Source organism: Dapis brunnea BLCC-M229 (assembly GCF_050015995.1).
Lineage (GTDB): Bacteria > Cyanobacteriota > Cyanobacteriia > Cyanobacteriales > Microcoleaceae > Trichodesmium.
In genome coordinates this window covers 12,844-35,803 of the sequence record NZ_JBNHEP010000058.1, presented here as the reverse complement: position 1 = coordinate 35,803, position 22,960 = coordinate 12,844, and the positions used below count along the sequence as shown (strand labels likewise).

The 22,960-nt window shown below is 37.4% G+C and carries 10 protein-coding genes; 6 read left to right on the top strand and 4 right to left on the bottom strand.

Features of this window, described 5'->3' with window-relative positions:
- The first annotated feature begins 58 nt into the window (after positions 1–58).
- Positions 59–589, top strand: a complete 531-nt coding sequence (locus ACP6PM_RS06410; protein ID WP_426582905.1) for a GNAT family N-acetyltransferase — start codon at positions 59–61, stop codon at positions 587–589.
- Positions 590–1,031: 442 nt separating this feature from the next.
- On the opposite strand, the gene ACP6PM_RS06405 is transcribed toward ACP6PM_RS06410, so the two are convergent.
- Complete coding sequence (locus tag ACP6PM_RS06405) at positions 1,032–2,468, bottom strand: BCD family MFS transporter (RefSeq protein ID WP_426582903.1); 1,437 nt, start codon at positions 2,466–2,468, stop codon at positions 1,032–1,034.
- Positions 2,469–2,837: 369 nt separating this feature from the next.
- Between ACP6PM_RS06405 and ACP6PM_RS06400 the strand changes: the two genes are divergently transcribed.
- From ACP6PM_RS06400 to ACP6PM_RS06390, 3 genes are all read left to right on the top strand, one after another.
- On the top strand, positions 2,838–3,782 hold the full coding sequence (locus ACP6PM_RS06400) for an aldo/keto reductase (protein WP_426582902.1): 945 nt from the start codon (positions 2,838–2,840) through the stop codon (positions 3,780–3,782).
- Positions 3,783–4,900: 1,118 nt separating this feature from the next.
- The gene (locus ACP6PM_RS06395; RefSeq protein ID WP_426582901.1) at positions 4,901–7,330 is read left to right on the top strand and encodes a calcium-binding protein; all 2,430 of its coding nucleotides are present in this window, start codon (positions 4,901–4,903) and stop codon (positions 7,328–7,330) included.
- A gap of 741 nt (positions 7,331–8,071) precedes the next feature.
- Positions 8,072–10,801, top strand: a complete 2,730-nt coding sequence (locus ACP6PM_RS06390; protein ID WP_426582899.1) for a calcium-binding protein — start codon at positions 8,072–8,074, stop codon at positions 10,799–10,801.
- 521 nt (positions 10,802–11,322) lie between these two features.
- Here the strand turns inward: ACP6PM_RS06390 and ACP6PM_RS06385 are convergent.
- The 3 genes from ACP6PM_RS06385 to ACP6PM_RS06375 form a co-directional block, all read right to left on the bottom strand.
- Positions 11,323–12,549 carry a DUF1501 domain-containing protein gene (locus tag ACP6PM_RS06385; protein ID WP_426582897.1) on the bottom strand — a complete coding sequence of 409 codons (1,227 nt, stop codon included), beginning with the start codon at positions 12,547–12,549 and terminating at the stop codon, positions 11,323–11,325.
- A gap of 459 nt (positions 12,550–13,008) precedes the next feature.
- Positions 13,009–14,490, bottom strand: coding sequence for a DUF1800 domain-containing protein (locus tag ACP6PM_RS06380; protein WP_426582895.1), 1,482 nt, complete (start codon positions 14,488–14,490; stop codon positions 13,009–13,011).
- A 920-nt stretch (positions 14,491–15,410) separates the two neighbouring features.
- A complete protein-coding gene (locus ACP6PM_RS06375; protein WP_426582893.1) occupies positions 15,411–17,147 on the bottom strand; it encodes a trypsin-like peptidase domain-containing protein in 1,737 nt (578 codons plus the stop codon).
- 465 nt (positions 17,148–17,612) lie between these two features.
- On the opposite strand from ACP6PM_RS06375, the gene ACP6PM_RS06370 reads away from it, so the two are divergent.
- The gene (locus tag ACP6PM_RS06370; protein ID WP_426582891.1) at positions 17,613–20,846 is read left to right on the top strand and encodes an EAL domain-containing protein; all 3,234 of its coding nucleotides are present in this window, start codon (positions 17,613–17,615) and stop codon (positions 20,844–20,846) included.
- Between the two features lie 585 nt (positions 20,847–21,431).
- Positions 21,432–22,682 (top strand): CapA family protein, encoded by a 1,251-nt coding sequence (locus ACP6PM_RS06365; protein WP_426582889.1) that lies wholly within the window; start codon positions 21,432–21,434, stop codon positions 22,680–22,682.
- The last annotated feature ends 278 nt before the right edge of the window (positions 22,683–22,960 follow it).

The following is a 22,960-nucleotide window of genomic DNA, read 5'->3' as shown; positions in this document are numbered from 1 at the left end:
CCCAAAAGTTAATTTCTGAGAATATAGCAATCCTATTTTATTAACGCTAAACAAAAATATGATTAGACAAATAATTGAATCTGACTGGGGTTGCATTGCTGAAATTGAAAAGCAAGCTTATCCTTCCATTACAGAGTCTACTGGTGTCCGTAGGACGAATGCAGAGTCTATTGATGTCCTACGCGCGAAAAATATGCTTTCTCCTGAAACTTGCTTTGTATTTGAAGTTGATTCTATAGTTGTGGGTTTTTGTTTATCACACCCATATCCCGCAAACTCTGCTCCCAGCTTAGATAGCAAGATTGATGAAGTAATTCAAAATTCAAATTTGCTGATTCATGATATGGCTGTTAAACAAAGTCATTCTGGACAGGGTATTGCCACCAAACTATTTAACCATCTATTATCTGTTGCTGTAAAACTTAATTATCATTCTATGTCTCTCGTTGCAGTCCAAAATGCTTTTTCTTTCTGGGCTAAATTTGGTTTTGAGATTGTTGAAAACTTTTCTGTAGACTCATCCTATGACGAAACATCGGTATTAATGAAATTAGAAAATATTGCTGAAGAACTAGAATATATTCATTAATGGATAATTACCTCTCCCTTTTAGAGCTATCCCTTATAAGGAACTCCTGAAAACCTTATGGGAAGAGGGGGAGCGGGGGAGCAGGGAGCAGGGGAGAAGGGAGAAATAGTTATAGTAGCTAGGCAAAACTACTTAATTTCTCAAAACAAATGTAATGCATGAATACATTTTTTCTGTGAAAAAAGCCTTTTAAAGACCTGCACATAACTTGTCTGTAATGTCTAAGTTTTATGTTAAGAAAGATATTTATAAAGCATAGCTTTTAGAGAGAGGATTGACCTAGTAATATAGAACCAGGTTATATAAAATATGTTTATGATTCTATAATTACTTCAATATTCAATCTCCCCATCTCCCCATCTCCCCACCCCCAACTATACAATTAAGTATTCAACTATATTTGATATAAGGGGGTATTTAAAAAAGTCAAAATCTTTATTTTCTAATCTAATTCTCCTTCTAAGATAGTAGCGATCGCCACACTTGCATTGTCTTGAAATTCTCGTACATTGACTCTATTTAGGAGAAAAATTGACATTATCATTCCTATTCCTGCTAGTACAAAAACTAATCCATAAGAAAACATTGGTACATCAAATAAAAGCCGACCAAAATCCAACGCAGCACCACCAATAACTGTAGATAATCCTCGTGCCATTGCTTGTGCTAATCCCCAAGCACCAATAAAAGTTCCTGCTGTTTCTGCCACGGTTAAATCTAACATTAAACTGAGAGAAGCAGTAGTAGTTAAACCAGCAGCTAAACCATACAAAAATAAAGCACTTTTAAATAAAGAAGGCTTGCCAGTAAAGCCAGACATAACTATCAAGATAAAACTAATTGTTGTTGCCACACATCCAACTTTTAAAGAATTTTTCTTGCCCAATCTCGGTACTACTAAAAATCCTGTTGTACCTAATCCAATTAAAGTTCCCATTCCCGAAACAGCATTCAATCTAGTAGTTTCAGAAATTGGCATAGAAAATATTTCTCCACCATAGGGTTCTAAAACTGCATCTTGCATAAATAAACTAATAATTAGTACGAATACAAATGTAAAAAATAAACCTGTTTGCCGATTAGCTGTTAAAATCTTTAAAGTTGTTGCCAAAGTAATTTTATCTTCCCGGTTAGCAATAGTTGAACGACTGCGATAACGAGAGTATTTTTGTTCAACTCCCACAGTACCAACAAAAGCCAAAATCAATACAATTGCCGGTACTTTAATAAACAAATTATTAACAGATGCTTTAACAGTTTCTAATGGCGCATCCACACCAACTTGTTTAAGTAAAATACTACTGGTAATCGCTCCAATAATAATTCCTACCATCAACATTGACCATACTATACCGACAACTTTAGAGCGATTATCTTCATCAGAAATATCTACTAATAAAGCAGCAAAAGGTGTTCCACTGGCACTTAAAGCCAAACCATAAATTATAAACATTAAACCTAACATACCAATCCAAAAATAAGTAGGATTAGTCCAACCATTAGTTGCTAAACTATCACCAACCTGCCACATAACTTGCACAGCAAAAAAAGCAGTCACTGTAAAGAAAACTGCTCCTATCCACATATAACCAGTGCGGTGCTGACCAAATAAAGGTTTAGCATCAGACATTTGACCAAACCAAACTCTTGCTGGTGCCATAAATTGATATAATGACAAAGTTATTGCTACGATTGTGGCTGGTATTACTAATTCAGTAATCATTACTCGGTTTAAAACTCCGAGAGTTAAAACTGACATTATTCCCAAACCCATTTGATAGAAACCTAATCTAAACATGGTGAATAAATTAAGTTTGGGTGGAATTTTTTGATTGTCAATATTATCTGGTTTTCCGACTTGTAAATCTTCGATTGTCATGGCTATATTAATAGTAATGAATTAACATTTATTTAGAAACTGTTTGTCAACTCATAAAAACCTCTCTCCAAACCTCTCTCCTACGAGGAGAGAGGCTTAGAAATTAACCCCCATTCCCTTGTAGGGAAGGGGGGCAGGGGGGTTAGGTTTTTAGGATTCATCGGTTCCACGCAGTAGTTCTAAAAATAGCTTCTTAGATAGAAATTTGACTGACAATAGCTTGTCTAGGCGTAGGTTGGGTTGAGGAACCGAAACCCAACATTATTAAGGTTTTGTTGGGTTTCACTCCGTTTAACCCAACCTACATTTTTAGATGTGTTAGTCTACTACTAAACAAATCATTATACCGTAATTAGGAAATTTTTTTGCATGGCAACAACTACTTTAGGTAAAACAGGAATAACTGTTAATCCAATTTGTATCGGCACCTGGGCTTGGGGCGATAAACTTTTTTGGAATTATGGCAGTAATTATGGCGCAAATGAAGTAGAAGCTGCTTTTAAAACTTCCTTAGAAGCTGGCATAAATTTCTTTGATACTGCTGAAGTTTATGGCAATGGTTTATCAGAAGAATTGCTGGGAAAATTTATGCAAGAAACTGAACAACCTGTGCAAATTGCTACTAAATATGGTCCTGTACCTTGGCGTTTTTTTCCAGAGTCTGTTGCTGATGCTGTAACTGCTAGTCTTAAACGATTAATAGTGCCGAAAGTTACTCTTTATCAAGTACATTGGCCGTTCACATTTTTGATGAGTCAAGAAACTTTATTAAATGCTTTGGCAGATGAGGTTAAGCAGGGAAGAATTGAAGCGGTTGGTGTTAGTAATTATTCTGCGGAAGAGATGCGTCAAGCTTTTGAAATTCTGGAAAAACGGGGAGTAATGTTAGCAACAAATCAAGTGAAATATTCTTTGCTTTCTCGTCAAATAGAAGCTAAAGGAATTTTGAATAAAGCTAGAGAATTAGGAATTACAATTTTAGCTTATAGTCCTTTAGCTCAAGGATTATTAACAGGCAAATATACCGTCGAAAAGCCACCTATGGGCGCTCGTAAATTTGATTCTCGTTTTCAGAAGAGTGGTTTAGAAAAAATTGCACCTGTCATGTCTTTGTTAAAACAAATTGGCGAAAAATATGACAAAAGTCCGGCACAAGTTGCACTCAATTGGTTAGTGTTTCAAGATAGTGTAATTCCCATTGCTGGTTGTAAAAATTCTGAACAAGTTCGACAAAATGTAGGAGCAGTAGGTTGGGAAATGACTCAGGAAGAATTTAATCAGTTAGAGGAAATTACTCGTCCTTGGTTAAATTGAAGATGGGAGTGGAAGCAATTCCTATAGCAGTTTTCAGGTAGATGACCTCAAGTCAGATACAACAACCCTTTTAGTAGCGTGTCTAGATTAAAAATGTGGGTAAGTTTGCTGCTTGGTTAAGACCTCTCCCCCGATCCCTCTCCTGCTCCGAGAGGGGAGTTTCTCCCCCTTCCCTACCAGGGAAGGGGGTTGGGGGGTTAGGTTTTTTCAACCCACAATTTTAGTCTGGACGCTCTACTACCTCGTCTAGCTTGAAAATGTGGGTAAATTTGAGTCAATTTTGAGTCAATGAAGACCTCTCCCCCAACCCCTCTCCTGCAAGGAGAGGGGGGAGGTTTTACCCACAATTTTAGTCTGGACGCGCTACTACTGTTTTCTACTTCAAAAGGACTTACACAAAGTATGGAACCATATAACACTTGTAGGGGTTAACGGCCGTTAACCCCTACTATATATAGCGGTTATGCGTAAGTCCTGTTCAAAAAAAACTGCTGTAAATTCCTCCTAATGGGTACTCTAGAACATTTTCTCTGTTGATTTTTTCAACCACTGAATAAACCTGAATTTTCCTGAATAAAACTGAATTTTCCTGAATAAAACTCTCTTACATTTGGCGTAGATATCAGCCAAAATACCATCATACATTTGTCGTATATATACGCCGAAATACTGAGTAATAAATACTTATAAAAGATTAAATTAACATCTACTTCAAATAGCTAATTTCCAGTCCCAGAGTGAATTATCCCTGCATCAGTTTCTGGAAAAAATCGAAATTTGCTAGATAAATTTTCTCTCTAAAAAGTTCAGGAAAATTCAGGTTGAAAACTCCTGAACTTTCCTGAACTTTTATGTATTGTTTCTTCCGGATATCTCTGCAATACTAATATCAACAAGGGAAAAGAAAACAACTTCTGCCCAATCAAGCAAACAACAAACGATTAATTTAAGGAGAAATAACAATGTCAAGCTCTACTTTTTTCTCAAATAGAAGCGGATATTACTGGTTTACAGGTAAGTACTACGAGCTCCGTCTTGATGAAAATACAACCCCGAAACACATAACTGGTAATTATACGAATGGTAACGAATATTCAGATGGCAGTTACGGTCGTGTCTTGTATGAAAAATATACTTTCTACGATAAGATTATTGGTAACGATTCAGCTAACAGAATTAGTAGTCACGATCACAGGAGAGCAGGTTGGAATGTTCAGATCGGCACAAATAGTACCAGGTCAGTCACTAGAAGTTGGAATGACTCATTTGACGATCACTTTGACGGAAAAGATGGTAATGACGCACTCTATGGTAAAGGTGGAAGTGACACCCTCATTGGAGGTCTTGGGCATGACCTGTTGTACTCAGGTAGTTTGGTTAATGGTGCAAGCGATCAGCTAACTGGTGGGCCTGGCAGCGATACCTTCTTCTTGGGTGATTCCACCCTGGGAGAGTCAACTGTAGTTTCGGGATCGGGTGTTGACTGGGGAAATCTAGCTCTGAGCTTGGCTGGAGATGTCTCTGACCTAGCTTTTACACTTACTCCAGGTTTAGGAACCATCGGCAAAGTTACTAAAGAAATTGTACCGACAATATTTGATGTACTCAAAGCCACCTCAAATGAGGGGGAAACAGTTGTAGGTCCGAAAGCTGACACAGCTGGTTCTGCCACCATCACAGACTTTAACCCCGTCGAGGATGTCATAATAATTCCCAAACCAACAAGTGGTACGATCTCTCTGAATGAAAATTTTAATGGCGATAATTTGTTCCAGGTTATTTGGGACCCAGGGGAGAATGATCAGAATTTAACCACTGACATTATTGCAACGGTTAAACTGGATGATGCATTCAGTAGCCTTGAAGGTAATAATGATAACCAAGATATTAAGAAAGCCTGGTATAGTAGTCTTGAAAGCCGAGCGTTGATAGTTGATTCTGAAGATGCACAAGACTATAAAAGTAATACACCCCTCCAGATTCCCGCGGCACAGCGTGAAAACCTAGGAAACGAATTTATGGTTATTGGAGCCCATGGTGAATATGAGATAAGCGGCGGCAATAATGGCAACTATATGTATGGGACACAACATAACGATGTCATTGCTGGCTATGAAAGCAGCAGTACAGCACAGACTGCTGGTGATGATGTAATGTACGGATTTGCGGGAGACGATGAATTTGCAGGTGGACAAGGAACCGACCGTATTTATGGTGGTGATGGTTCTGATACATCGAACTACGCCCATTCCCAGGCTGGTATTAATGCTGATTTAAAAATAGTGGGTACTAATGAGTACGGTAGCTATGCTGAAGTCAGTGATGGTTTTGGAACTTATGATCAGCTCTACAGTATTGAGAATATCGTTGGCAGTGTGTATGATGACACAATTAAAGGAGATGATAATGCCAACGCTTTTGTTGGTCTGGGTGGTAATGACACTATCTATGGTGAGGGTGGTGCTGACATTATTGATGGTGGCGATGGCCAGGATTCTCTTGAGGGTGGTAATGGCGCTGATACGATAAAAGGTGGCGATCGCCCGGATTATCTGGATGGTGGTGAAGGCGACGATTCTCTTCATGGTGGAGCGTTTAAGGACACACTCATCGGTGGTAAAGACAATGATACTCTCAATGGTAGTTGGGGCCGTGATCTGCTCAAGGGTGGTATGGGCACTGATGTTCTCTATGGGGATCACAGCCACGATACTATTTATGGGGAGATGGGCACCGACGATCTCTATGGTGGTGAGGGAAATGATATTCTCAATGGTGGTAAGGGCTATGATACTATGACAGGTGGTGCTGGCGCTGATACTTTTATCTTGGGTGGAAACAGCCAAAAAGATATCATCACTGACTTCAATAGCGATGAAGGAGACACAATTGATATTGATAAGTCTATCTACGGTTTCAGTAGTGTCAGTGACCTCAGCTTTGATGGAATTACAGGTGAGTTAAAAGTTTCTGCAACTGGAGCTACGATTGTAACTCTGGAAAATCCAGTTAACTTTACTTTTGACGACATCTATCTTGACGGTGTTCAAAACACAGATCCTCTGGTAGTTACTGGAATTATCGAAGAAGGTACTAATGGCAACGATTATCTTGAGGGTATCCATACTCCCGATATTCTCAACGGTGGCGAGGGTAACGATACTTTGATCGGGTATGGGGGCGAAGATATTCTCACTCCTGGTTATGGTGTAGACATTCTTACCGGTGGTGCTGATGCTGATACATTTGTTTTTGATGTCAACGAGCGTCCTACTAGCCGTACTGCTAATGATAATTCTACTGATTTTATTACTGACTTTTCCACTGGAGAAGATGTAATTCACATTGACAAATCTGCATTTGGCACTCATACTGATAATATCACACGAAGAAGTCTTGAGTTTGATTACGATTCTAGTTCCCAATCAGGAGTTCTGTCGATTGGGTATTTAATAGGGAATTATGCCCTAGAAACAAAGATAGTTACTATTGAGAATCTAGCAAGTGCATCTGAATTTAATATGGGTACTGATGTTCAGCTCGTTTAGGTAATTGTTTAAACTATCAAAATCAATTCAATTAATTAGCTAAAATAGGTGATTTTTTCTTGAATCATCTGTTTTTTCGAGTCAGGAGTCATATCATGTCCGCTTGAATACTTATACTTTGGTGGAAGGAAGGTAGAGAGCAGAAGGCAGAAGGAAAAAAGTAGAATAACTTTCTAATATCATGTTCGGATAATCACTTATAATAAAGTTTTTGGGTTGAAGCCCTATCTACAGTTTGGGCTAAAGCCCTACTACGAACTTTAATTATAATAACTATTTAACCGAACATAATATAATGGGTTCTATAGAACATTTTCTCTATTGATGTTTTCAACCACTGAATAAAACTGAACTTTTTAGAACATTTACTCTATTGATTTTTTCAGCCACTGAATAAAACTGAATTTTCCTGAATAAAACTCTCTTACATTTGGCGTAGATCTACGCCAAAATACTGAGTAATCAATACTAAAAAAAATTTTAAAATTAACATCTAAAAAATAGCTGCTTTCCAGTGCCACCCTAAATCATAGCCACATTAATATATAGTAAAAATTGCAATTACTCAGACAAATTTTCCCTCCAAAAGTTCAGGAAAATTCAGGTGGAAAACTCCTGAACTTTCCTGAACTTTTCTGTATTGTGTTTTCCGGATATCTCTGCGATAGTAATATCAACAAGGGAAAGAGAACAAACTTTTCCCAATCAAACAACAAACTATTAACTTAAGGAGACAAAACAATGGGATGGGATTTCGGACCAAAAACACAAACTGGAACTAATGGTAACGATAAGCTTGTAGGAAAAACAGGGTCTAATTCATATTGGCACATACTTGATGCGGGAATGGTCACTACATACTTCTCTTACAAAGACGAAATAGAAGGTCTAAACGGACATGATACACTTGTCGGAGAGAAAGAGAGCGATACTCTTATAGGAGGAAACGGTAACGACTGGCTCTATGGTGGTAGTGAAACTACAGATCCAAATAGCGATAGTGGCTATAAATTTGTGCAGAATAATATTAAAAGCCATGACAGAGGAGCTGGAAACGATTCTCTGGTAGGAGGTAATGGAAACGATGCTCTGTTTGGAGGAGCTGGAAACGATACTCTGAATGGAGGTGCGAACAATGACATACTGCAAGGCGGAAACGGTACTGATTCTCTAGTTGGAGGACCTGGCAACGATGTGATTTTTACTGGTAAATTATCCTCAGGTAACAGTGACATCATATATGGTGGAGCAGACAAAGATATATTTTTCCTAGGTGATACAAGGACAACTGTAATTCCAGGGAGTCTTGATGCTGAAGGATTTGGGAACGCAATAACTACTGACATAACCGATTTGGGTTTTACTTTGCTCCCTGGCGCTGGTACTCTGACCAAGGCAGTCAAAGAAATTGTTCCCATGATTGTTAAAGGGGTAAATTCAGTAGTTGATGGTTATGTTGATGCACCCCCTGCAGGAGAATACGCTAAAGTTAAGGACTTCAACCCTTTAGAAGATGTAGTTATAATTCCCCTAAACTACGACAGTAGTACGGGTGAAGATCCCAACGTTTTCATTTCAGATGCGACAAATACCCAAAACTTTTTAAGTTTTTCATACGATCAAGCAGGTTCTACTGACATCTTTGCCACTTTGAATTTTGCCAATGCTGGAGATATTTTCCCTGGAGATACAGCTTTACCATCTGAGTATGTTAAATCAGTCCGAGAAAGCATTTTAGATAATGCAGTAATTGTGGATAAAAATGGGGTGTCTCAAGGTCTAAACAGCAACGGTTCAACAAACAAGATTCTAAATACAAATGAATTCAGCACACAAATCCAAGCAGAAATCAATAATATGGAAAACCCATTTTTGATTATGGGTGCGATTGGACCTGTATCGGTCGAGGGTAATACCTCTGGAAACTACCTTTACGGTAGTAACTTTAATGATGTGATTTATGGTTATACTTCCCAGGAAACAGTAAACAAGTCTTCAAGTACACTCAACTTTACACCAGGATCGGATGGTCACGATCAGCTCTTTGGTTATGGGGGTAATGATAGATTGTTGGCAGGTGCAGGAAATGATACCCTGAGAGGAGGTGACGGTTCTGATGCAGCAGACTACAGCGACTCTACCGGCAGAATTGAAGTCAATTTAAAAACCAATACTGCTAAGGACGGTTATGGAACTATAGATACGTTAGATAGTATTGAGAATATTGTTGGTAGTAATGTAGGTAACGACGAGATTTTCGGAGATCAAGAGGATAACATTTTCGAGGGTCTCGACGGTGATGATAGTCTCTATGGTGACGGTGGTGCTGATCTTATCGATGGTGGCAATGATGCTGACTATATCAAGGGTGGTGATGGCAACGATTCTCTAATCGGCGGAGTAGACTACAAACCTATTGATGGAAACGACACTATCTATGGTGAGGGTGGTAACGATTATATCCATGGTGGGGATATGCACGATTATCTTGATGGTGGTGATGGCAACGATTCTATCTTTGGTGGCTCGGATGCGGACACACTCATCGGTGGTAAAAACAATGATACTCTCAATGGTAGTTGGGGTTCGGATCTGCTCAAGGGTGGTATGGGCACTGATGTTCTCTATGGCAGTCACAGCAACGATACTATTTATGGGGAGATGGGCACCGACGATCTCTATGGTAATGATGGAAACGATATTCTCAATGGTGGTAAGGGCTATGATACTATGACGGGTGGTGCTGGCGCTGATACTTTTATCTTGGGTGGAAACAACAAAAAAGATATCATCACTGACTTCGATAGCACTGAAGGAGACACAATTGATATTGATAAATCTATCTACGGTTTCAGTAGTGTCAGTGACCTCAGCTTTGATGCAGTTACAGGTGATTTAAAAGTTTCTGCAACTGGAGCTACGATTGTAACTCTGGAAAATATACCTGTCCTTGCAAGTGACGACATCTATCTTGACGGTGTTCAAAACACAGATCCTTTCGTAGTTGCTGGTGGGATTATCCAAGAAGGTGGTAATGGCAACGATTATTTTGAGGGTGACAATGGTCCCGATACTCTCAACGGTGGCGAGGGTAACGATACTTTGCTCGGGTATGGGGGCGAAGATATTCTCACCCCTGGTTATGGTGTAGACATTCTTACCGGCGGTCTGAATGCTGATACCTTTGTTTTTGATTACAACGATCGTCCTAGTGGCTGGACTGCTAAAGATAATACCACTGATTTTATTACTGACTTTTCCACTGGAGAAGATATAATTCACATTGACAAATCTGCATTTAGCAGTGGTAATGTCAGACCATACTTTGATTACGATTCTAGTTCCCAATCTGGAATTTTGTCAGTCTCGTATGTAACTGGGAATGCTGCCCTAAGATCGAATATAGTTACTATTGAGAATCTCGCAAGTGCATCTGAATTTAATATGAGTAATGATGTTCAGCTTATTTAGGTAATTGTTTAAACTATCAAAATCAATTCAATTAATTAGCCAAAACAGGTGATTCTTTCTTGAATCATCTGTTTTGTTGAGTTATATTAAATCCGTTCAATAATTAATAATTAAGAATTAATAATTACTTCTTCTTATAACAGATAGGATTGGCTAAAAGGATTTTTTTTCTTTTCTTGGTCGATTTGATATGGGGTTTAGCGCTCCGCTAACGCCATATCTCGACCGCTTTTCCTCCATGAATGGAGAGGCTTTATACCTTTATTTTTCGGTAATGTCGGTATAAATAAAGCAGAGAAAGCGGGTTTATATCAAATGCCCTACTATTTTTAAGAATTGAGTTTGACTAATAGCAGTTTAAATTCTTAAAAAGTATTCCTGAAATTGACGGCAGATGAATCTTCAAACCTAGATTCATCTGCTTTGTTTGTGGTTCTATTAGTGGCCTAATAATTGATGCGATCGCTATTAGCCACAAAGACTACACTGTCGAACTTTTTAACTTCTCTAGTTGCCTCTCCTTACAATAAAGGTAAACTCTGATTAGAGTAATAACCAGGAAACACCCGTGATATTTGCGATCGCTCAAAACCAAGATGCTGTTGTAAAACACTAGAAATCACATTGCGGAAATCCGTTGTCACAGCTAAATCCCGTTTTTGGAACAATTCTGATTCATCTAAACCCGGCCACTGTCCGTAAACCTGACCCCCACGCACACCACCACCCAAGACCCACATTACGTTACCATGACCATGATCGGTGCCACCATTACCATTTTCTTTAACTGTGCGACCAAATTCTGACATTACTAAAATCGTGGTATCTGAGTAAAGCGGCCCTAATTCTTGAACTAGAGTCATTAAACCTTCCCCCAGAGGTTTTAATCTTCTTGCTAAAGCACCTTGACTGTTACCTTGGTTAACGTGGGTATCCCAATTACCAACAGCAAGAAATCCTAACTGAGTTCTGGAGTCACCAACCATTATTTGAGCTAAATTTTTAGCATCAGCAGCAAAACCTTTTGGTGGTGGTGCGCCCCCGGAAGCTTCTTCCATTTCTTTCTCCAGGTCAGCAAGTAATAAATCTCTTGCCTGACGACCTTCTTGGTAAACCCTACTCAGTTCATCATTACCGCTATAAAGGCGATCGAATGCTTCATAGATTCTAGGGCGATCTATTGGCAAAGCGCGGGTTGACTTTCTCCCTGTGGGGAGACTGGCAACTGGCATTTTACCCATGAGAATGCGGGGTGGTGTATCTCCTAAGTTAACTGCTTGAGTAGGTCTATCTTTTGGGAGATTTGCTAATAGGCGGTTCATCCATCCATCAGGAATTTTTTTATTACCTGGAATACCTGTTTCCATATAATATTGGGCATCAAAATGAGAGCGAGTATCGTTGTTTAAACCGCAAGCGTGAATAAAAGCTAAACTACGATTTTGCCAGAGAGGGATGATACTTGCTAGAGCAGGATGCAAACCAAATTGACCGTCTAAATTTATTGCTCCGTTTTCTTCTCCTGGGGCGGGAATTGCTATTTTTGGTCGTACATCATAATAAACGTCTTCTTGATGGGGAATAACTACATTTAATCCATCGACTCCTCCTCGGAGAAAAACAACTATTAATCGTTTACGATTATTGGTTTGAGCTAATCCTTTTGCTACCCAACCATGACTGCCAACAGAGATAATTCCTGAAGCAGATAATAAACTTGTTAATTGTAAAAATTTACGTCTTTTCATACTGCCTCCTAAATCAGTTATCAGTTATCAGTTATCAGTTATTAGCACCTCCTATAAGTTACAGTTTGAATGGTAAACTTATTGTAGTGGGGGAATCTTGCCCACGATATGTATACCTCACGAGCAATAGGAAAGGCTTTCATTAATGGATAATTAGAGCATTAGAGACCGGACTTATATCATGTCCGGTTAAATAGTTATAATTAAAGCTAGTAGTAGGGCTTTAGCCCCAAGTATAGATAGGGCTAAAGCCCTACTACAAACAATATACTTTTTTATCACTAATCATCCGAACATAATATTACGCAAAAAATGAAATTATACGCCATCTGTAGGGTTTAACGGCCGTTAAACCCTACTATATATGGTGGTTATGTGTAAGTCCTGAGAGAGTTAGATAGATTAGAGATTTAAAAAACTCTTTCATTATCAATTATCCATTATCAATTATCCATTAATTTATTTTCCCATCATTTCTGGACTACCTAAAATTAAGGCTGCTTGTAAATTACCTGGACTATTGCCAATTACGGCTTGAGTTTGGGCAGAAAAATTATTTCCTAAAGTTGCCCTAAGTTGCTGATGATTTATCCGTCTTGGTTTCCCTTGGTTTAGTTGACCACGAGATATAATTGTAGCAAAGCTAATTCGACGCATCATGGCATCGGGATTTAACCATGCTTCTTGAGTATTTTTATAGCCGTCAGGAGTTTTACAGCCATAAAGCTTCATTCCTAATTGGTCTAAAATTCTTTTAATTCTGCCAAATCTTGGTTTTTCGGTGCCCGTTGCTCTAGTAGTAGAAATAATATATTGATAAGGGGTTTTAAATTTGCTACCATAATATTTTTCATTCCAGAATTCAGGACTATTAAATAAAGTTTCTAACACATAACGAATGTTGCCATTAGTTTCTTGAAAACTTTTAGCGAGTTTATTAACTAAGCTACCAGGAGGTGTATCGGCAACAAAATATTGAGCTAATTTATAACTAATAAAACGGGCAGTAGATGGATGGCTCGCGAGAATATCTAAGGCTTTTTCTCCTTCTTCTATTCCACTACCTTTAATCGGTACTCCTAGAAATATTTTGTCACTATAATCATGGCGATTTGAATCGAACTTAAATCCAGTACCATCTCCACCACGACGTTGTATTCCCCAACCTGTAAAAATTCTTGCTAAAGTTATTATATCTTGTTGTGTATAGCCTCCATTTATTCCGATAGTATGAAGCTCCATAAGTTCACGGGCATAGTTTTCATTTAAGCCTTTAAATCTGCCACGGACACCTTGACTACCAGGAGCAGTATTAAGCCAATTATCTAAATAAAATAACATGGCTGGATGATGGGCTATTGCTCCTAATAAATTACGAAAATTACCAAGTGCATTAGGTCGAATAGCGTCTCTTTCGTAAGTACCTACCAAGAGGCGAGTTAAGTTACCTTTATCTACAGAAATATTGAAGTGGTTAAACCAAAAATCTACCATTACTTCTTGTAGTTGTTTGTTGCTAAATATCGCATTAAGTAAACGTACATTTTCTGATTCTCGTAAAACATTTCTGGTACTTTTGTTCATTTGTATTCGTTGTTTTTGAGTAAAGTCTTTAGCTCCTTTTTTGAGTGGAGGGACAGTTTTTTTATATAATTCTGTGGGAGCTAAGTAGAAGTTAGTTAACTTAGCCATTCTCTGTGTTAGTTGAGGAGATTCTCTAATAGTTTCTGGTCTCAGTTGAGATTGAATATAATTATCAATTCCCATAGATTGAACTCGTCCTATATCTCCTGGTCTAGGACCAAAACTGAGACGATTTAAAACATGGATTGTTTTGGTAGTAATAGATTGACTATCGGCATAGCTAGGACTTGGTAATCCTAACAAAATAATTAAGCCTAATAGCAAAGATATAATCCAGTACCTAGAGGCTTTTTTCATCAATTATTCCTCCTGAAATACTCTCAGATTTTGAATTACGGAATCTTATATTTGCCTCTATTCGTGTACAAATATGATTCTGATAAAGAGTTTTTAAGTAGAGCAACCTAATTAAATATAGCACTACGCATTATGGTTAGGAAACTTATAAATGCTTAAACTTAGTCAGGGATTATTTTTGACTTTTGAATGCATGACTTTTAACTTGCGCGTAGCGCTATATCACTATGTAATTGTGATTATCACAGAGTGTAAGGAAGCAATTTAAAGGGTTTTTGCTGGCGATATATCTTGTTAAAAATAGGTAATTCAAGAATTAATAATTAAATAATTCACGCTTTGAAGCCTCCCCTTGGATAGGGGAAAAAGCGGTCGGAAAGCGGAGCATTCCGTCAGGATGGGATGGATGGGTTACCTAACCATATCCAATCGACCAAGAGAAAAGAAAATATTCCTTATATTCAATCCTCTCGGTTAAAACCCGAGGTAATTATTAATTATCCATTATCCATTAATGAACTTGTTACATAGTTAGATTGATTTGCGTCTAACTATTTAGTAGACAGTTTTTACTGAATAATTAAGGTAAAAAGCCTCTCATGAGTAAGGAGAAACAAGCGGTCGGAAAGCGGAGCATGACCTAGGATGGGATGGCGAGGTCTCCCGCTCTTTCAGAGCCGCTCCGAATTGCACCATATCCAATCGACCAAGAGAAGAAAAAATTTTCCCTACCGCGTCAATCCAATCCGTTTTAGGGAGAGATAGTTATCAATTATTCATTATCAATTATCAATTATTTAAAATGCCATCTACAAAAAAGTATAACTTAAGTATTTTGATTTTACCACAATAAAAATTATCCGTAAAAATCAGGAATTATCTTATATTCTCTAAGTTCCTCAACTTGGTTTTTGCCGAAATTAAGGAACTTTCCAAATATTAATCTTCCGGTCCCAACCACCACTAACTATTGTTTGCCCATTAGGACTAATTGCTACTGAACTAATATAACTGTTGTGTCCGCTTAAACTTCCTTTTAATTTACCTGTACTTAATTCCCAAAATTTGATTGTTTTATCCCAACTACCACTAATTAAAGTTTTGCCATTAGGAGTAATAATTATTGACCAAACTCCATCTATATGTTCTTTTAAACTATGAATTAATTTACCTGTCTGTAAGTTCCAAATATTAATCATACCATCACTACTACTACTGGCTAATATCTGACTATCAGGACTGAAAATTACAGATAAAGTTGAGAGAGAATTAGTATTGATAGTACGAACTAGCTGACCTGTTGGTAAATTCCACAATTTAATCTGATTATCTTTACTACCACTAGCTAAAAATTGCCCATCTGGACTAATTGCGATCGCATTGATTATCTCAGAATGTCCTTCTAAGGTTTGGAGCAATTCCCCACTACCCAAATTCCAAATTTTAATGGTTCCATCCCAACTGCCACTTGCTAAAATTTGACCGTTGGGAGCGATCGCTACTCCATCTACCACATCAGTATGTCCTGTAAGAGTTCGCACCAGGCTAATATCAGTAATATTTTTATTTTTGGGTAGTTTCCATATTTTGATAGTTTTATCATCACTACCACTGATAACGAATTGTTCATCAGGAGTCACTGCGACTGAGTTTACTGACTCTGGATGCGCTTTCCAGGTAGCTATAATTTCCCCATTCTGAGTATCCCACACTGAAATCATACCGTTACTGCTACCCATAACGATGTAAGCATTTAGAGCAACTATAGAATTAACTATGCCACTAATTTCATCAGTAATTGCTTTTGCGAGAGTAAAGTTGACAGCAGTTTCGGTTCCGTTTTCTTCGGTGGAAGTAGTTGTAGAAACAGAATTTGTTGTTTCTGTTGGAGTTACTGGGGTTTGAATAGTTTGAGGTACTTGGGAAACAATTGGCAATGAAACCCGTTGTCGCCAGTTCCAAAAAGTATTAATTTCAATACCTCCTGAGACAATGACATCAGAGTTTTCTTGTAATTTGACAATACCGTTAATAGCTACTAAGCGACCTTCTGTATCTAGCACTGGTCCGCCACTCATCCCTGCTCTGACTAAATTATCATAGAGTAAACTATAACCAGCAACAGGTTGCTGACGACCTGTCACCACTCCTGGGGTACTGAGAAAAATTCGTTGCTTGATGTTGCTGCCAGAACGAGGCCATCCCCCGACAAATACGTTTGTTCCGGGAACTAACTGAGTTGGGTCTCCTGTTTCCACAATGGGGTAGTTTTGAGAACTGCTAAACGGTACGATCGCTAAGTCTACATTTGGCACTTGTTTGATTAGGGTATAGTAAACTGGGTGCATTTTTCCATCAGGTGTGCGTACTTGGTAATCTCCTACTTTATTAACAACGTGCCAGTTGGTGAGTACATAATATGTGTCTCCTTGTTTTTCCACAATTACTCCTGAACCACTTCTATTTTGTCCGTCAATTCTAACTGTAATTTCTGCTGCGATTTTGTTAATTTCTGATTCTGTCGCTCCAATAGCAATTTTTGGTGTTATTAGTGGAATAATGGTTGCGAGTCTAACAATAAAATTCCTGATATTTGTTGTATTTATATTGAGTAGATTGCTAATAATAATTATGATAATGATTCTCTTGAATTTCATGTTTTTGTTCTTTTTTTGTCAGTAATAATTTTTCAAATTAGATGTTTAATCCCAGATTTTATCAATCTAAACTATAGCTAAAATGCTATACATAATTAGGTAGTCCTCAAATAGTAAGGATCAAGGATATTAGAACTATTCCCTGTTCTCTACTGCTTATCATTACTTCTTTACCACTAACGATATTGATTATATTAAGCTTATCAAAATATTGCTACACTATGGGACTTATAAAACCAATAATGAGAAATAAAAACAATCGAATATTTTTGCCACCTTTACGATTTGCCAAAAAAATGCTATGTCTTGTGCCAAAACCATAATTAATTGTATGTAACTCCGCATATTTAACTCTCCACAACTACTGATGTCAGGATATTTCCAATATTTGATGTCATACTGTCAATCAAAGATAGATTATAATAGCAATGATAAACTCAGCTAATTTTATTAAGTTGCTTTTATATGGCAGAGCTAACACAGGCAAAGCATCAAATTATACCAGAAGCCAGCAAGGAACTACATTTGCTAATTGTGGAAGATATGATGGAAGATGTAGAGCTTATCCTAAGTGTATTAAATTCTGATGGTATAAAGTTTACTTATGATATTGCGGAGAGTGATCTAGATTACCGACAATTGCTTAAAGATAATGTATATGATGCAATATTATCAGATTATCATTTAGTTGATTTTGATATCTTTGACGTACTGAGATTACTACAACAATCAGGACAAGAAATTCCTGTAATTCTAATTACAAACGAATTACAAGAAAAGGAAGCTTTGTCAATTTTAAAGGCTGGAGTTAATGATTATCTTTTAAAAAATAGATTATTTACTTTATCAATTATTTTAGAGCGGGCGATCGCTGAGTCTAGATTAAAAAAAGAACAGCAATTAGCGATTCAAAAATTACAACAACAAGCTAAACAAGAAGTAATTATTAATCGCATTGTCCAGGGAATGCGAAATACTTTATTGCTTGATGACGTCTTACAAAAAACTATTGAGCAGTTACATGAAGTTTTGCAAGTTAGTCGTTGTTTCATTGTGAGACCAGACTGTCAAAATAACATTAAGCTTTGCCATTTCAGTAAAATAACAGTTAAATGTAGCAATCAAGTATGTTTCTGTTACCAAGTTCATCACTATTATTCTGAATCACTAGCTAGAGGAGAACAGGTAAAAATTAGTAAACTGGATACAACCATACTCCCAGAAGTGAAAAATATTATTAACAAGTGTCAAGTAATATCGGTTTTAATTACACCGTTGTTGTATCAGGATACTTATCTAGGCGGAATTATTCTACATCAATGCGATCTGGAAAGACAATGGAGTGAGGATGAACTATCTTTATTGAAATCAATTGCCGATCGCTGTGCTATTGCTATCCACCAAGCTGAGTTATATGAACAAGCACAAACAGAAATAGCAGAACGCAAGCGAGTAGAACAGGAACTACGCCAAAGTCAGGAACGTTATGCACTTGCTATTGAAGCAGGTCATGTAGGAATCTGGGAGTGGGATTTACAAACTAACGAAATTTACCTTGACCCTATATTGAAGGCAATGCTTGGTTTTGAAGATTGGGAAATTAGAAACCACATAGATGATTGGAGTCAGCTAGTTCATCCAGAAGACCGAGAACAGATGATGACAGCAAAAAATTATCACTTGGCAGGATTAACACCGAAATATGAAATGGAACATAGGATACAACATAAAGATGGCAGTTACCGATGGTTTTTCTGTCGTGGAGTTGCTATTAGAGATAGTCAAGGAAAAGCATTTAGGATGATGGGAACAAAGACAGATATTACAAAGTGTAAGCAAGCAGAAGAAACTGCTATTGCTAGTCAACAACAGCTTGTAGCGATGATTGCGATTCTGCGTAATATTACTCAGCGCAAACAAGCAGAAAAAGCCTTGCTAGAGAATGAACGGAGGTTTCGCGCTCTGATTGAAAATGCTACGGATTTGATCTTGATTATTGATGCTCATGGAATTTCTAGTTATGTCAGTCCATCAGTAAGGAAAATTTTGGGATATATACCAGAAAAATCTGTGGGTAACAGTATCTTCGAGCTAATTCACGTTGATGATTTGTTACTCATTACTTACACTATCAACAAAGCAATTGAAAACCCTGGTATAAGTCAATCACCTATTGAGTATCGAGTTAAGCATCGTTCTGGTTATTGGTGCTTCTTTGAAGGTGTTGTAACTAATCTTTTACACGATCCAGCAGTTGGAGGTATCATTATCAACAGTCACGATATTACTCAGCGTAAGCGAACTGAAGCACAGTGGAAACATGATGCACTCCACGATCTACTGACTAATCTCCCTAACCGTACTCTGTTTATGGATCGTTTGCAGCAAACAATTAAATATGCTGAACGCCGAAAAAACTTTTTGTTTGCAGTGCTATTTATAGATATTGACCGATTTAAAGTTGTGAATGATAGTCTTGGTCATCGTATAGGAGACGAACTGATAATCACGATCGCCAAGAAACTAAAAGGATTGCTGCGTAATGGAGATACGGTTGCTCGTCTTGGTGCAGATGAATTTGTAATTTTGCTAGAAGATATTTCTGCAGTTAGGGATGCTACCTCTGTTGCTAATCGTATCCACCAACAACTAACTTTACCAATTATTTTAGATGAAAATGAGGTATTTCTTACTGCTAGTATTGGTATTGCTCTGAGTTCCACAAGTATTAGCTCCAGTTCCACGAGTATTAGAGCTGCAGAACATATTTTGCGAGATGCAGAAATAGCTATGCACTCTGCCAAAGATTTAGGTAGAGGGTCTCATCAAATTTTTTGTACTTCTATGCACACTCAACTTCTAAAACGTTTAAAGTTGGAGAATAATTTACAACGCGCTCTTAAAAATCTTGAGAACCAATCACTTACTGAGCAATCTGAGTTTCTGCTTAACTATCAACCAATTGTTTCCCTTACAACAAATCAAATTATTGGTTTTGAAGCACTGGTACGTTGGCAGCATCCAGAACTTGGTTTAATTTCTCCTAGTGAATTTATTCCTCTTGCTGAGGAAACAGGGTTAATTATACCTCTTGGTTTATGGGTGTTAAGAAAAGCTTGCTTCCAGTTACGTCAATGGCAAAATCAATGGCCGAATAATTATCCGTTGAAAATGAGTGTTAATCTTTCTGTAAAGCAGTTTGCTCAAACAGATTTAATCGATCAAATAGACAAAATTCTTTTAGAAACTCAGCTTGATGCTAGAAGTTTAAAACTGGAAATTACCGAAAGTGCTTTGATTGAAAATAATGAGTCTGTCACAGAAAAAATGTCTCAGTTAAGGGCGCGGAATATTCAGTTATGTATTGATGATTTTGGTACGGGATATTCTTCTTTGAGTTATCTACACCGTTTTCCAATGAATACTTTAAAAATTGACCGTTCTTTTGTCAATAGAATAGGTATTGTTAATTTGGTAAGTGAGGGTTCAATTGAGCCAACAGAAATTATCCGTTCAATTATTACTTTGTCTCACAATTTAGGTATAGATGTTGTTGCTGAGGGGGTAGAAACTTCAGAGCAAGTGATTCAGCTTCAAGCTTTAAGGTGTGAATATGGTCAGGGTTATTTATTTTCTAAACCCCTAGATATGGCAGCAGCAACTGGTTTAGTTGCTAGTATAAATAACAATTCTAATTAGAAATAATTAGGGAGAAGTCAGGAGTCAGGAGTCGTTTCAGTTATCAGTTATCAGTTATCAGTTATCAGTTATCAGTACCTCTGCAATAAGGAGACTTGACATAAGGAATAGTCTCTTTTTTTATCCCTTTAAAAAGGGAGACTTTAGACCACAATTTTTAGGTAAAATTATTTTGATAAATAAAGTATTTTTTTGATAAAAAAAACTATTGAATAATATCATGTTCGGATAATCAATGAGACATGATATAAGAGACTGTTTTTCAATAATGGATAATGGATAATTACCTCTCCCTAAAAGGGAGAGGATTGACTAAAAGGAAAAAATTTATTTCTCAAGGGGAGATTGGATATGGCGAGGAGACCTCGCCATCCCATCCTAACGGACTGCTCCGCAAACGACCGCTCTCTTGGTCGATTGGAGGCAAGCGAGGAGACCTCGCCATCCCATCCTAACGGACTGCTCCGCAAACGACCGCTTTTTCTCCTTGAAAGGGGAGGCTTTAAACCTGAATTATCTAATTATTTAATTGTTTAATTGTTTCGGTAAAATAAGTATTAAGAAACCTGTTGAGCCACCAATATAATGAAAAATAATAGTATCTTCCCCCTATTCCCTATTCCCTATTCCCTATTCCCTATCTTCAAATTCATTTGTTTTAGTGCAATACTATTTATTTCTGGTTGCAATATATTTCCTGAAAGTAAAGCAGAAAAAACACCAGGAATTTTGCCTGTAGAATCAATTCAATTACCTCTACCAACTCCTTATTTTACGGAAGCAAAATTAATTGCTGTTGGAGATATTATGATGCACGGTATGCAAATCAAATCGGGTTATAATTCTCAAACTAAGAGTTATTCTTATCAGAGTTTTTTCACGGAAGTAAAGGATATTTTGTCTGCTGGTGATTGGGTGATTGGGAATCTAGAAACAACTTTAGCTGGACCTGAATCTGGATATACAGGATATCCTTTATTTAATGCTCCAGCAACATTAGCTGATGCTATTAAATGGGCAGGTTTTAATATTTTAACTACTGCGAATAATCATTCTTTGGATAGAAGAGAAAAAGGTGTCTTGAAAACTTTAGAAAATTTGCGCGATCGCGACATTTATCCAGTGGGTACGGCAGCTTCTTTAGCTGAATCTCAAGAAATTTTAATGGTGGAAAAGAATGAAATTTTGATAGCTTTTTTAGCTTACACTTACGGCACTAATGGCATTCCTATTCCTGAAGGGAAAGATTATCTGGTAAATTTAATTGACGAACAAAAAATTATTCAAGATATTAGTAAAGCAAGACAACAAGGGGCAGATCTTGTTACAGTTTCTCTACATTTTGGTGCAGAATATCAACGTCTACCTAATACTCAACAAAAACAATTAGTAGAAAGTTTGGTTAATGGGGGAGCAGATATTATTTTGGGTAGTCATCCTCATGTAGTTCAACCTTATAAAATTTTTAAAATTACTGAAGAAAATGGGGATACTCGTCAGGCAGTTGCGATTTATTCTATGGGGAATTTTATTTCCAATCAGACTAGAAAATATACTGATTTGGGAGTAATTTTTCAAGTTAATATTCAGAAAAGTTTTCCAGAAGAAACGATTGAAATTTCTGCCGTGGAAGCTTTACCGACATGGGTACATCGTTATCGGAAAAATGGGAAATTAAACTTTCGGGTTTTGTCTTTAGAGCAGGTTGTTACTAATAAAAACTATCCTTTACTTAAGTCTAGAGATTATTTGTTATTGGAAAAATATTTAACCCAAATGAAGAGTCATATTAATTCGTTGAATAGATTAGAAGCAGGGAAAGTGTCAAAGGAGTAATATTATTAGGACTTACGCAGTACAATGTATTTTCGTAATTGCGACCGACAGGGAAGCAATCTCAAATCCTAGTTTTTCCTACCTCGTGGGTAAGTCCTGATTATTTTCAGATAATTATTTATAATGCCGTAGTAGCGTGTCTAGATTAAAATTGTGGGTATTTGAGCGAGCAACGAGCGAAGACCTCTCCCCCAACCCCTCTCCTGCAATGAGAGGGGAGAGATACTCCCCAACGCTAGTAGGGAAGGGGGTTGGGGGGTTAGGTTTTTTAACCCACA